This is a genomic window from Rhodococcus sp. 66b (genome assembly GCF_002076325.1).
Lineage (GTDB): Bacteria > Actinomycetota > Actinomycetes > Mycobacteriales > Mycobacteriaceae > Rhodococcus_F > Rhodococcus_F erythropolis.
In genome coordinates this window covers 154,189-167,473 of the sequence record NZ_MUZB01000009.1, presented here as the reverse complement: position 1 = coordinate 167,473, position 13,285 = coordinate 154,189, and the positions used below count along the sequence as shown (strand labels likewise).

Genomic DNA, 13,285 nt, shown 5'->3' with positions numbered 1-13,285 from the left:
AAGCGCTCGCACAGTGAACGGGTCCCTATTCGGGCACAATTTCAGCCAAGACGCCCTCGGCGCTGCGGGCAGCAACCAGGCAGGCGCGGGAGGTGAACCTGTCGAAGAGCGGATGCCTGGACAACTCGCGCCATCGCCGGACAGCCGCGGTAGCCCGCGCACGCTGCACCTCCGGCGATTCTTCCGGTTCGCAGCCCAACCGGTCACTGGCCCGGATTCCGTAGCCACCGATCAGCCTTTGTAGTTGTGCCAGGTCGTCGGGTGGCAGATCTGTGTGTACCGAACGAAGTCGCCCGAGCAGGCGAAGTTCGTGGAAACCGTGAACATCGGCAAGCAACCGTTGTGCCTCCGCCGCGATCAGATCGCCTTCCTCACTCGGATCAGCTTCGAGGATTCGGCCCAACGTCACCAGCGCGGTGTGCGATTTCAGTTGATCCGCGCGCTGCCCGAACTGAACGTCGATCACCTGACGAAGTTCGTCCAGTCCGCTTCGCTCCAGCAATACCGCGGCCAGAGACGGTGAATCAGTGGCCCCCAGCTTGATCGACGTCACGGCGAGGCGAATTCCGAAGAGCCCGAACCGATCGGCCAATTGCGCCCGCATCGCCGCGTCGACCGGGAGCGGACTGTCCGGCCTGGCAAAACGATCCGCGGAGAGCAGTGCCAGGCTCAGATCCTCGGATGAAACCTGCGAGAGCGCCGAGAAGGCAGCGAACTCGCTCTGCCGCATCGTCCGTGCGGCGAGTGCCAGCAGACCTGCCACGGGAACCACCGACTGGCACAGGCCGGTTCGCTCCAATTCCTCGGCAAATCGTGCCGCGACGTCCTTCGCCGAAGACAACGCATCGAGCCTGCCTGCGCCGACCTCGTCGGCACGCGAGAGGACACCGATCACTCCGAGTGGGCCGGATTCTCCGCCGACATGATCAGCGATCTTCCCGAGGAACTGCATGTCACTGGCGTTCAGGGCGCGCAGCAGGTAGACCACCGCGTCCGCGCCGGGCGCACCACCATCGGGAACCAGCATGTCCCAGGTTCGGGCCGAAACCTCGGTCGAGAGCGACGACGTACCTGGGGTGTCGATGATCGTCGTACGAGCCAATGCCGAAGACGGCCAGTCGACGTCGATGCGGTCCACCGAGTCTGCGGTGTACTCCCCCAGATCGAACGTGAGCCTGCCGTCGCGGCGCGTCACCGGCACGTTGAACTCGGCACCGTTCTCGGCCGTCGCAGTCACCTGGGGCGTTGTCCCGTTCCGATACCAGGTGACGACGCGCGTGCACTCCGTCGCGTCGGTAGGCGCTATGTCCTGTCCGACAAGCGAATTGAGCAGCGTCGACTTCCCCGCCTTGAGGGAGCCGGCGAGCGCCACTCGGAGTGGCTCGCCGAGTCGGGCAGCGCATTCGTCCAACTGGGCTCGCGTCTGCGGCTGGTCCGCGTAGACCCGTCTGGCCTGGTCGATCAGAGCATGTGCCGACTCCACAGCGGTCACGGCGGTCGTGGCACTCATGCGTTGCTCACCTTTGCCGAAGCAGGAGCGGGAGTTTCGCCGATCAGCGTTCCGGCAACGGCGTCAAGCTCTGCGACGACGCGCATGTCGGTCTCCAGACGCTTGATACGAGCGGCGTGTTCGCTCGACTCCAACTGCGCAGCTTCTTGTGTGGCGCGGAGGGATTCGTTGATCGAGCGCAGCGCCTGCTCGGCGATGTCGGTGAAGTGATCCCGCAGGAGCCGCTGCACCAGGCGGAGGCGGTCCTTCGACTCCTTGCCCACCTGGAAGCTGACGTCGTCGGCGAACCGTCGGATAGCCGCTTTCGCCTCGGCCCGACGCTTGAGCACCTGTGCTTGTTTGTCTTCGCGATAAGCCTTGGTGCCCAGCAGAACCCCGGCTCCGATGGAGATCGGGTTGACCAGTGCCATGCCCATCATCGTGGTGATCAAGCCGAACATCAAGACGCCGCCGTACGAGCCGCGCATGCCGACCAGGACCTTCTGAGTGATGCCGATACGGCCGGATTCGAGGTCCGACAACGCGCCAACCGGTTCCAGGAAACCGTCGGTGTCGGCGACGTCGAGATGCGGGAGCGCGACGTCGCCGGTCTCCGCAAAGTGCTGCGCCACAAATTCTGCCAACCATTGAGCTCGATCGTGAGCCCACACGAAGTTGTCACCGATAGCGGTGGCGATCTCCTGTTCGAGCCACTCCCCCACTACGTCCCAGTCCTTACCTGGATCGCCTTCGTCGACCGTCTCTTCGGCCTGGCGGGTGACTCGGCGCAACCGGTCCCGGAGGTCGTGATCGATGTCGGCGGCGAGGTCTGCAATGCCGTCGCCGAGGCTCTGTTGCCAGAGCGAGGTCTTCTTGTGCAGTTCCTCGGCCGCTGCCCGGGCACGCTGCAGGCCGGCGACCGCCGCTTGAGCGGTGGACGGATCCTTCAGCGCCGCAAGCTCACTGCCCATCTCCAACGTCAGATGTGCTGCCGAGGAACGCACGTCCATCGCAACTGCGCGTCGCGTGTTCGACTCGGCACGCGCAACCACGTTGTCCCGCAGGAACTGATAGAGGTCCAGAAATCCGGATTCCGCCTCGAGTTCCTTGTCCCCCAGCCTCAGTGCGTGCGACCGCAGTACCGAGGAGATCGGAATGAGCGGCAGGTCCAACCCGGCGCGCTGGAGATGTCCGCGATCGGCGTCGAGGATCTGTCGCCAGTGCGGGTACAGATCGGTCTTGCTGATCAGACCGGCCACCGCAGGACACAGATTGACGACCTGGCGGATGAATCCCAGCTCGGGTTCGGTGAACTCCTGACTGGAGTCCGACAGAACCAACACGGCATCGGCCGCAGTGATCAATCCCAATGTTCCTGCAGCATGCGGATTTCCATGACCACCGACACCGGGGGTGTCGATCAGAACCAAACCGTCGGCCAACAGCGGACTGGGAACACCCACTTCCACACGCAGAACTTCACGCCCTTCGGCGCGAGGCGTGGCCGGGGTGATCCCCATCAGTTCTTCGAGCGGGAGGGGCACCCGGATGGGCGCCGCACCCGGATCGGCGAGAATCAATTCGGCGACCGCGGTCTCCGCGTACTGCACGACCGTCGCCACGGCAGTGGTCTCGTCGTCACCGACCGAACACACGTCAATGCCGAGCAGAGAATTGACGAACTGGCTCTTGCCCTGTTTGAGGGGACCGACCACCACGATACGAATACGTGGATCATTGACTCTGACCTGAGCATTCTCGAGTCGGCGCACCAGATCCGTGCGCCCGAAATCCTTCGCCACGACGGCTGTTCGTTCGAGCAACGACGCCGTCGACGACGCGACGCGCGCCTTCCGACTGCTTACCTGACTCGCTGAATCACTCATGAGCTACGTTGACCCGCAATTCTTCCCGACTCGAATATCCGGCCCTGCGAACGCATAGCGCACGCAGGGCCGGATTTGTTACATCAGGTCATTTTGACCGATTTCAGTTCCTGCGTCAGCAGATCAGGGATGCAGGTGATCGACAACCGCAACCGGGTCGATGTGATCGACCGGCGCTGCAACCGAATCCTCGGCGAAGAGCGAGTGTCCGGTATCGGCGCTCAGTCCCGAATCGGAGCCCGCACCGAAAGCGTCGGTCGCATCGATCGACGACCACGGGTTCAGCGCACCGGTCAAGGAACTTGTCAGGTCGGACACGCCGCTGACTGCTCCACCGAGGGATCCACCCAGGTCAGCGACTCCGCCGCCGCCAACGGTACCGCCACCGTCGACGGTGCCACCGGCAGCCGCGGCTGCGTCGGCACCGATCGAACCTGTCACGTCGGTGACTGCTCCGACAGCCCCGCCGAGCGATCCACCGAGATCGGTGACGCCGTTCAGTGCTCCGCCGAGCGACCCACCCAAACCAGCCGCAGCGTTCGTGGCGGCGTCGAGACCTGCTGTTGCGTCGAGACCTGCTGTTGCGTCCAGAGCACCGCCCACCGTTGCTCCGAGGTCGCCGGTCACACCACCGAGGTTCAGGCCGTCTGCCGCGATGCTTCCGAGGTCGACGGAAGGCAGTTCAGCGGAGATCGGGCCAAGGTTCACTGCGCCGAGGTCGACGGAGGGCAGGTCGGCGCCGATCGAACCGGTGTCGATTCCGCCGAGGTTCAGTGCCGTGTCCAGCGCTCCACCGAGTGCGCCTTCGGCACCGAGAACGCTGTCGAGAGAGCCCCCCAGCCCGAGGCCGGCGCCCAGCGCACCATCCAGCGCGCCGGTGAGGTCCGTGCCCACGGAACCGACAGCACCCAAGCCGCCTGCACCTGCGAGAGCGGTGTCGAGAGCCGCAGCCACACCGGCTGCCAAGCCTGCTTCGCCGCCCAGCCCGAGTGCACCACCGAGGTCGATTCCGGTAAGTCCGCCTGCGCCCAGCGCTGCGTCGAGTGCGCCGCCGAGACCGCCCGCCAGCCCGGCATCGACGCCGAGTGCCGAACCGAGGACACCTTCGAGAGCCGTCGACAGATTCGCACCGCCGCCCAGAGCCGCTGCGAGGTCTGCGCCGAGACCGCCTTCGAGGTCGAGTGCTCCCCCGAGCAGTCCACCGAGTGCGCCGCCCAGGTCGGCTCCGACCGTTCCGCCGGCACCGAGGGCGCCGGAGAGTGCCGCGCTGAGCTGCGCGCCCAGGTCTGCACCCCCGCCGAGTACGGCGTCGAGGTCGAGTCCTCCGCCGAGGCCCAGTGCTGCGTCGAGTGCGCCGCCGAGTGCAGTTTCCAAGCCGCCGCCGACTCCGAGAGCTCCGCCGAGTGCGCCGCTCAGTGCAGTACCGAGATCGAGGCCGCCCGCGATATCGGTGAGAACGCTGACATCCGTGATCGCTCCGAGGACGCCGCCGAGTGATGCACCCAGATCGGCGCCGATCGTGCCGCCGGCTCCCAGGACACCGGAGAGCGCGCCGGACAACGCCGCGCTGAGGTCGCCCGTCAGAGCGCCGGCCAGATCGAGGCCGCCGCCCAGTGCAAGGGCGGATTCCAGTGCGCCGGTCAGGCTCGCGCCCAGTTCGCCGCCGATGTCGAGGAGACCGCTGAGGTCTGCTGCGCCGCCGAGGAGTCCACCGAGAGCCAGTCCGAGGTCGGCTCCGAGGTCGCCACCGATGGCAAAGACGGGTGCGAGGGCTCCGCTGAGCCCCGCCGTCAGGTCGAGTCCGCCGACCGCGCCGATGGCGGCGTCGAGGGCTGCGCCCAGTTCCGCGGTCAGACCGCCGGTCACTCCGAGGGCGCCGCCCAGAGCCGCGCTGAGCTGTGCGCCCAGATCGAGAGCTCCTTCGAGATCGAGTGCACCGCCGAGGCCCAGGCCGGCTTCGATGACGGCGCCGAAGGCTGCGCCGAGGTCGGCACTGATCTCGCCGCCGATGGCAAGCGCAGCGCTGAGGGCTGCTGCGAAGTCGCCGACCAGGTCGAACTGGCCGCCGAGGGCGCCTCCGACTCCGAGGCCTGCACCGGCACCGAGACCCAGGCTGCCGCCGAGGCCGCCACCTAGTCCACCGGTGAGACCACCACCGATTCCGAGACCGCCGCCGATGGCACCCGCAGCGGACGCGCCGGCGTTGACGATCGCGGACAGGTCGGCGCCGCCACCGGCAAACAGTCCGGACTCGGCAACCAGCGGAGCGACGGCGACGATGTCGGCGGGGCTGACGTCGCACAGACCGGCAGCATTGAGTGCCGCGGTCGGGTTGGCGCAGTAGTTGGCAGCTGCCTCGTCGTCACGAAGTAGCCCGAGGATGAATTCGAGTACGGCGTTCGTTGCCATGGCGGGTTCTCCTGAAGTTCGTTGACCGGGTTGTTGCCGGTGGGTTGTTGCCGGTGATCCGGAAACTGGTGCGCTGCCAGAGGTAGCGAGTGGAATCAACGCTAAGAACTTTTGCGACTGGGGCCAACGGGGAGCACCCCCCTCTTCTGCGTGGACAGACGGGGAAGCCCCCTACGGGGTACGCCCGCTCGGAATAGGGGGATTTGCTCCGATTAGGGGATCGGTCCCCTACTTCGCCGCGACGCCTCCGATCCGGTAACGATCCAGGTCCTGAAACCGACATCGCAGACAACCGCGACAGTCCTTCTGTCGCCCACGACCAGGGGAGTTCGTTCATGGCGGCAGGGCTCGGCATCAGCATCGGTTCGGCCACTCTCGTAGCTGTCACCGACGGCTCGACCGGTGAAACGCAACAGGTCCGCTTACCCAGTGCGCTGCAATTGGACGACGGATCCGTCATCACCGGATTTGTCGAGCGCGTCGGAGACCCGATCCCGATACTTGCCGCCGACGGTACCGAGTACCGCGGCGAGGCTCTCGCAGCGACAGCGGTAGGCGCGCTCGTCGGCCAGGCTGGCGGCGAAGAAGGTCCAACTGTAGTCCTGGCTCACCCGGTGGGGTGGAATCGTCACACAGCACGCACCATGGAGTCCGCGCTGGACGACGCCGGGGTTCACGGGGCTACTCTCGTCGCCGAACCCGCGGCCGTCATGGCGTGGCTCGCCGCTTCCGGAAACGCTGCCAACGACGGTCTGACCGTCGTCTACGACCTCGGCGCTCGCTCGCTCGACGTCACGATGATGTCCACGACCGGCGGACGAAGCGAGATCTTCGGAAAGCCACTGCGCAGCGAGGACATCGGCGGCGACGAATTCGATCACCTCGTCACCGTGCACCTGCTCGATGCGGTTTCCGACCACTTCGCAGCCCTTGATCCCTTTGCTCCCGAGACGATTGCAGCGCTGGAAACTCTGCGCGAGCAAGCCCGCGCAGCCAAGGAGGAACTTTCCACCGAGACGGAAACCGTTGCTCGCGTGACGCTTCCCGGCGCCGTCAGCGACATTCGACTGGTTCGTTCCGAGCTCGAGGATCTGATCAGGCCCGCCCTCACCGAATCGGTGGCCTTGGTGCGCGAAAGCCTGCGATCTGCCGGCGTCGAGTCCAGTGATGTCAATCAGGTTGTTCTGGCCGGCGGAAGCTCGTCCATTCCCCTTGTCGCCGAACTACTGTCCGCGGAGCTTCGTGTTCCGGTGATCGCCGACGCCGATCCCGCGTCGTGCGCGGCGTCCGGCGCCGCGACACTCGCCCTCGACGCCCGAGACTCGCAAGTGCCGGCCGCCGCCACTGCAGTGATTCCCGCCGAGCCGTCGCGCAAGCCCGCACCGGTTCCTGCCTTCTCGACTCCGTTGCTTGCCGAGCCGACAGAGGAAGAGAACACGGCGACTCGACGCTCGTCGAGGGTGGGCGTCGTTGCTGCGGTGGTAGGAGCGTTCATCGTGCTCGCCGCAGGCGGACTCGGAATCGGAACGGCCATGGACAAGATCAACGTTCCGTCCAGTTCGGCGGACACCACCAGTGAGTCCACCTCGTCCACCGCTTCGACCACGCCGGGCTCTACCCCCGGCAGCACCACGGCAGCCGAAGCAGCAGGCACCGGATCCACGACTGCGAACAACGTTACTCAGAACAATCAGCCCGGCTCTCCTGCTGCCGCAGGCGGTTCGACGACGGTACCAGGGGCAGTTCCGGTTGCCGGCGCACCAGCTGGATCTGCTCCCGCACCAGGTGAGACCGCCCAGTCGGCGCCTGCACCTGCCGCACCTGGCGCCCCGGCGCCCGCACCGGCTCCCGCCCCGGCACCGGCACCAGCGCCCGCGCCCGGGGCAGGCGTCGGAACCGGTATCGGTGATGCTGCGACCGGCATCGGCAACGGTGTCGGCGGTTTGGTCGACGGCGTCGGGGACGGTGTCGGCGGCGTGGTCGGAGGTCTCGGTAACGTCGTCGGTGGTGTCGGAAACGTGGTCGGTGGTGTCGTCGGCGGCGTCACCGCGCCGATCCGCTGACCGGCGGGCTTTCGATGAACCGTGACAGCGGCACCGAATCGTCTTACATTGCAGGACTTTTGCGCGGCATCGACCTGACTGCATCGCCACTGCGCCTGTTCGTCACCGGGACCGATGCCAGCGCTCGGCCCCAAGTGACGAGGGCGGTGCGCAAGAGGATCGAATCTGGTGACAGACCCGTGGTCACCGTCGTCACGCATGACGCCCCGGCCGATGCGATTGTGGTGATCGCGGACGCGCATGCTCTGACCTCCGACGAAATCCGTGCTCTGAACGAGCTGGTTCAACGTGACGACCTCGGAGTTGTCATCGCCTCCGATCGGATCGATCCTCCACTCGCACCGATCTACTCGAACATCTCGAGTTTCGGTACCGTCCTACATCTGAACCCGTTGAACCGGTCAGATATTCGCAAGATCGCCGCGGAGCGAAGAGTTCCGCTCGACGATCGTGCCGTGCTGACGCTCGAGCATCTGGCCGGTGGTTCCTTCGGGGCCGTCGAAGCGTATTTCGCCGCCGCCTCGGCGGGCCGCCCGGAAATGGCGACAGCCGTACGCACACACATCCTCCATCAGGTCACCGCTCTGCATCCGATCGAGCGTGAGATCCTCGAGGTTTCATTCGCCGTCCCGGACATCGACGCTTTCGAGCTCGATCTGGGACAGGAGAAGTTCAGTCTCACAGCGGCATTCGACCGAGCACTGGCCACCGGACTGTTCGGTTCGCGATCACCTCTCGTCGCGAGCGTTGTGGCAGAGTCGACCAGCACAGGACGTATCCGCAGCGAGCTGATCAGAATCGTCGAATCACGCGCGAACGCCAGAACCCTCGATATCGATACAGCACGAAGACTTTTCGACTCCGGCATCCGCCACCGCGATCTCACGGCTGTACTACGAGACGCAGTCGACGCGAGCACGCCGGCGGTCGCGGCAGATCTTTTTCGTCGTGTGAATTCGATCGAGCCTCTCGGCGTGGCGGACACGCTGCTGTACGCCCAGGTTTCGGCTCGGAGTGGTGACCTCGACACTGCCTGCCGCCTGGCCGATTCCGTCATCGCCGAACCCGATCTCGACAACGCGAGACTGGCTGCGGCGGTGCGAATCCGCGCAGCTTCGTCCGCAGCATGCGGCCAACTCCGCGCCGCCGCAGATCTCTACACCTGGCTCGGGCCAGGGCGCACCGAAACCGAATCCCCCTTCGCCGCAATCACCTTCCTCGGCATCGGCAACGTCGATGACGCGAACGCGGCGCTCGCCGGGCATACTGGATCACCGTCGAGCTCCACGGTCGGCGCTGCCACACTGGCCAATGGACTGATGCAATCGGTCACGGGGAGTGCACCGAGTGCGCTCAACACGATGTCGCGCGCACTTTCGCTCCCCGGCGGCTCCGGCACATCTGAATTCCAGCCTGATTCCGCCCCGGCGCTGGTAGCTCTTGCACTCCTGCACAACGGCGCCCATGAACGGGCCGCCGCTGTCGTCGCGGCCGCGATCGCCGCCGACGACGCAAGCAGTCACACGTGGGCGCGGCTTCACCTTCTCGACGCGTGGATCGCGATGACCCGTGGGCACGACACTGCTGTCGAAGATCTACCGGAGGAGGTAGTCCGCGGCGCCCTCCGTGAGCGTGACGCACTGTTTCTGCATGCCATGATCGTGGGTCTCGCTCGACGCTCCGGCGATCTCGCCCAGCTGCGGCGAGCCTGGTCGGGCGCAGCCGGCACCCTATCGTCCTGCAGCGTGGATCTCTTCAATTTGCTTCCCATCGGCGAACTGTGGCTTGCGGCAGTACGACTCGACGAGGCCGAGCAGGTCGAGCATCTGGTCGACGACGCACGCACGCTCCTCCGAGCACTCGGCGAGCCTCCACTGTGGTCTTCGCCGCTGCATTGGTACGGCGTCCAGGCGTCGATCCTCTCGCAGTCACCGGCCGATCTCCTTCCACACGCCCATACACTCGCGGAATCAGCCAAAACCCACACTTACGCAGCCGGTTTGGCGACCGCCGGACGCCAATGGCTCCTACTCATGCAGGGCAGCGTCGACGCAGACGACGTAGAAGCTGCAGCGCGAACACTCAACCGCATCGGGCTGCCCTGGGACGCGGCCCGCTTGGCGGGCGAAGCAGCATTGCGCACACCGGACACCAAATCGGCCACCGCATTGCTCCACGTTGCGCGCTCGCTACGCACAACGTCGACGGCCGAGACTAATGCAACCGATCCGACCGACAGCGTGGCACCACCGTCGGTACTGACCGAGCGCGAACAAGAAGTTGCCGAACTCGTCGTCGTCGGCCTGACCTATCGGGAAATCGGCGAACGCCTCTACATCTCCGCTAAAACCGTCGAGCACCATGTCGCACGCATCAAGCGGCGCGTCGGGGCGCAGTCTCGTTCGGAACTGCTCACCATCCTTCGCAGCATGACACCGCCGAAAAAATAGTTAGCTGCATATTGTCCGGAGGGTTGCGTATATCCGTTTAAGTGATAGTTTTCACAGGAATCAGGACATGCATGCCGAGCAAAGTTCGGTAACTGTGAAACGGGGATCGCTATGAAGTGGGGAGTCGAACTCGCCGTCGGCAATAAACGAAGCATTGCTGCGATCGCGAAACCCGACTCGGAACCAGTGATCCTCGAACGCGAATCGGTGCTGCACCACGCTCCTGACGGCACCGTGCAGCTAGGTGAAACCGCGTTGGGGTCAACCGGCTTGCGCGGGTTCCTCGACAGGGTCGGAACTGACGATACCGACAACTTCTCCGAGCACATGACGCGAGGAGAGGAACTCGTAGCGACAGCAATGTATTGCCTGGTCAAGGAGGTCCGAACACTCACTGATCAGAACCTGAACATCTCTGCGGTGATCCCGGCAGGTTGGTCGAACGATTCCGTCGACGCACTGCGCGGCGCACTCGACAGCATGGATCTCGACGGCGTCGAACTGATTCCGGAAGAGAAAGCCTCCGCGGCCTGGCTCGCGGATCCGGATGCCGACGACAGTGCAGCCCGCGGAGCCGCAGCGTTGGCCGCGCCTTACTCGATCACCTCTACCTGTTCCGAACCCGAGCCAACCGATCTTGCCGAGCCAGAGGACACCCTCGAGGAGTTTCCTCCGTTCGTCCTGATCGAACCGGAGCCGGAATCCGGCGTGGAAGTACCGGGCACGAAAGCACCGAGCGTCGACGGTTGGCTGAATCGTCAGTGGCGATCGGAGCGCCGACCGATCATCGCCGCAGCCGCCGCCGCAGTCTTTCTGACGGTGTCGGGGTGCGCGGCCGCGGTCATCATCGGACACACTCCGACCATTTCAGCGCCCGGGATTCTCGACGCACAATCTCCCCTGCCCACCGGCACCACGCCCGCCACTGCGGCGAGTCCGTCCGGCACGGTTTCGCACTCAGCGACCTCGCTCCCGTCGGAAGTACCCGCTCTCGGCACGCAGCCGACGGCGCAGTCGTGGTCATCCGAAGCGGAATCGACCTCACCCGAATCCCAGCCCATCCCGGCGAGTCCGGGCACCGGTACCGAGAAATCCACTACGGCGAACGTCCCCGCGCAACAGGGATCGCCGATCACCATCCAGCTCGACCCCCTTCGGATCGAGAACCTGCCGCCGGTCGTCGGACCGCTGAATCCGGTCGATCCGGCTACCCCGGACACTCCCGCCGTGACCGACCCCACTGATACACAGACAACGCCGACGCAGCCCTCCAACCCGACCGACACAACCGATCCGGTGGTGCCGAATCCCGACATGCCCGTCATGCCATTGGCCCCGAGACCCGGAATGCCAAGTTAGACAGAAAGATTGAACGGCCAGAGAGGAGGCGCATATTCCTCGTCGAAACTTTTCCCCTATGGTGGGTGCGGTACCTACCGGCTCGGTGCCGGGGACTTGAAGGGATTTCATGCGTAACTCGTTGGCGATCCGCACCGCTGTGGTCGGCGCCTCGGCACTACTGCTCGCAGCTCCATTCACCACGACGGCATCGGCAGAGCCCGCCTCCGACACGCATGTCGAACAGCTCGAAGCCGACCAGCTTCCGGCTGAGCTGGTCGAGGCGATCACACGCGATCTGAAGATCTCCCCACAGGAGTATCTCGACCGCGCTGCCAAAGCTCAGGAACTCGGCGCGTACGCCCAGGAATTCAAGTCCGAGCGCCCCGGCGACTACGCCGGATCGTGGATGGGACTCGACGGTCAACCCGTCGTAGCCGTCACCACCACCGAAGCTGCTCGAATCGCGGCCGACGACGGATACCGCACCCACGTCGCCCCCGTCTCCGCCGACACCCTCGAGAAGACGCTGGCCGACGTCAACGGATGGATCGCCGGGCTGCCCAAGGAAATATCACGCGCAGTCAATTCGGCGACTATCGACGTCTTGAACAATCAGGTCGTCATCGACGTTGCGAACAGCCCCGTCGGGCAGGCACTCAATCTTCCGACCCTGCTCGAGAACACCAAGATCGTTCTCAGCCCGGACGGTGGCGGATCGGTTGATCCCGGAGCGCTCGGCGGCGACACCTACATCACGTCGACGGGACCCATTCGCGAGACGCCGACCGAGAACATCTCGGTCTGCTCGTTCGGGTTCAACGCCGTCGACGATCAGAACAATGCACTCAATATCAGTGCCGGACACTGCAATCCGGCCGAGGGCTCGAAGTCGCCGGTCTACCTGCCGAATCACGCGAACGTCGACGACAGTCAGTTGATCGGCGCCTTCTCACAGTCTTCCGTCGGCAACAACGCCGGTGATCTCGATTACTCGGTCATCAAGTTCGACCAGTCGGGCATCGACGCGGGCCTCGACCGCGCTGCCGTCCGCGGTGCCAACGGGACCACCCTCGCGATCACCGGAACAGCGCGTCCCGTGATCGGCGCTCCCATCTGCAAGTCGGGTCAGACGTCGTCCTTCACCTGTGGCGTCGTGGCAGCCGATCGCGTCGAAACACAACTGGTCATGGCTGACGGCGATTCACGAACCGTCCGCGGGTTCGCTGGTACCGCGTGCACCCTCGCCGGGGACAGTGGCGGCGCCATCGTCTCCGGAACCCTGGCGCTGGGCATCACCAGCGGTTCCAACAGCAGCGGCGCACCCAGTTGCAACGAAGCGAACCTGGTACTCGCGACCTCCGGTGGAACCTCGAATCTGGGTATCCCGGTCGGAGACATCCTCGACGCTGCAGATCGTGCATCCGGTGGCGGTATCGGTTCCGGAATCCGCGTTCGCACTGCGGGTTGACCAACGCCTGATTCACAGCACTGTGCCCGCCGATCTGTTCTGATCGGCGGGCACAGTGCTGTTGTCGGTCGGGGTCAGCGCTGTTTGCTCATGTAACGGGTGGGAATAGCGCGTTCGAACCCATATAGTCATGGTCGACTGTGATCGGCTCACCACAAGTCCGTGAGCCGTATCCGTGT

7 protein-coding genes are annotated in these 13,285 nt (G+C 65.1%); 4 read left to right on the top strand and 3 right to left on the bottom strand.

The window, feature by feature from the left end; genetic code table 11:
- Positions 1–25 precede the first annotated feature (25 nt).
- The 3 genes from B0E55_RS18440 to B0E55_RS32470 form a co-directional block, all read right to left on the bottom strand.
- The gene (locus B0E55_RS18440) at positions 26–1,510 is read right to left on the bottom strand and encodes a dynamin family protein (RefSeq protein ID WP_080910185.1); all 1,485 of its coding nucleotides are present in this window, start codon (positions 1,508–1,510) and stop codon (positions 26–28) included.
- Positions 1,507–3,375, bottom strand: coding sequence for a dynamin family protein (locus B0E55_RS18435; protein WP_080910184.1), 1,869 nt, complete (start codon positions 3,373–3,375; stop codon positions 1,507–1,509). Before B0E55_RS18435 ends, B0E55_RS18440 begins: the two co-directional genes overlap by 4 nt.
- Before the next feature lie 123 nt (positions 3,376–3,498).
- Positions 3,499–5,784, bottom strand: coding sequence for an IniB N-terminal domain-containing protein (locus B0E55_RS32470; RefSeq protein WP_080910183.1), 2,286 nt, complete (start codon positions 5,782–5,784; stop codon positions 3,499–3,501).
- Positions 5,785–6,119: 335 nt separating this feature from the next.
- On the opposite strand from B0E55_RS32470, the gene B0E55_RS18425 reads away from it, so the two are divergent.
- From B0E55_RS18425 to B0E55_RS18410, 4 genes are all read left to right on the top strand, one after another.
- Positions 6,120–7,847, top strand: coding sequence for an Hsp70 family protein (locus B0E55_RS18425; RefSeq protein WP_080910182.1), 1,728 nt, complete (start codon positions 6,120–6,122; stop codon positions 7,845–7,847).
- Positions 7,848–7,861: 14 nt separating this feature from the next.
- Complete coding sequence (locus B0E55_RS18420) at positions 7,862–10,297, top strand: LuxR C-terminal-related transcriptional regulator (protein ID WP_080910181.1); 2,436 nt, start codon at positions 7,862–7,864, stop codon at positions 10,295–10,297.
- Between the two features lie 111 nt (positions 10,298–10,408).
- Positions 10,409–11,656 carry a hypothetical protein gene (locus B0E55_RS18415; RefSeq protein ID WP_080910180.1) on the top strand — a complete coding sequence of 416 codons (1,248 nt, stop codon included), beginning with the start codon at positions 10,409–10,411 and terminating at the stop codon, positions 11,654–11,656.
- A 109-nt stretch (positions 11,657–11,765) separates the two neighbouring features.
- Positions 11,766–13,106 carry a S1 family peptidase gene (locus tag B0E55_RS18410; RefSeq protein ID WP_020906592.1) on the top strand — a complete coding sequence of 447 codons (1,341 nt, stop codon included), beginning with the start codon at positions 11,766–11,768 and terminating at the stop codon, positions 13,104–13,106.
- Positions 13,107–13,285 lie beyond the last annotated feature (179 nt).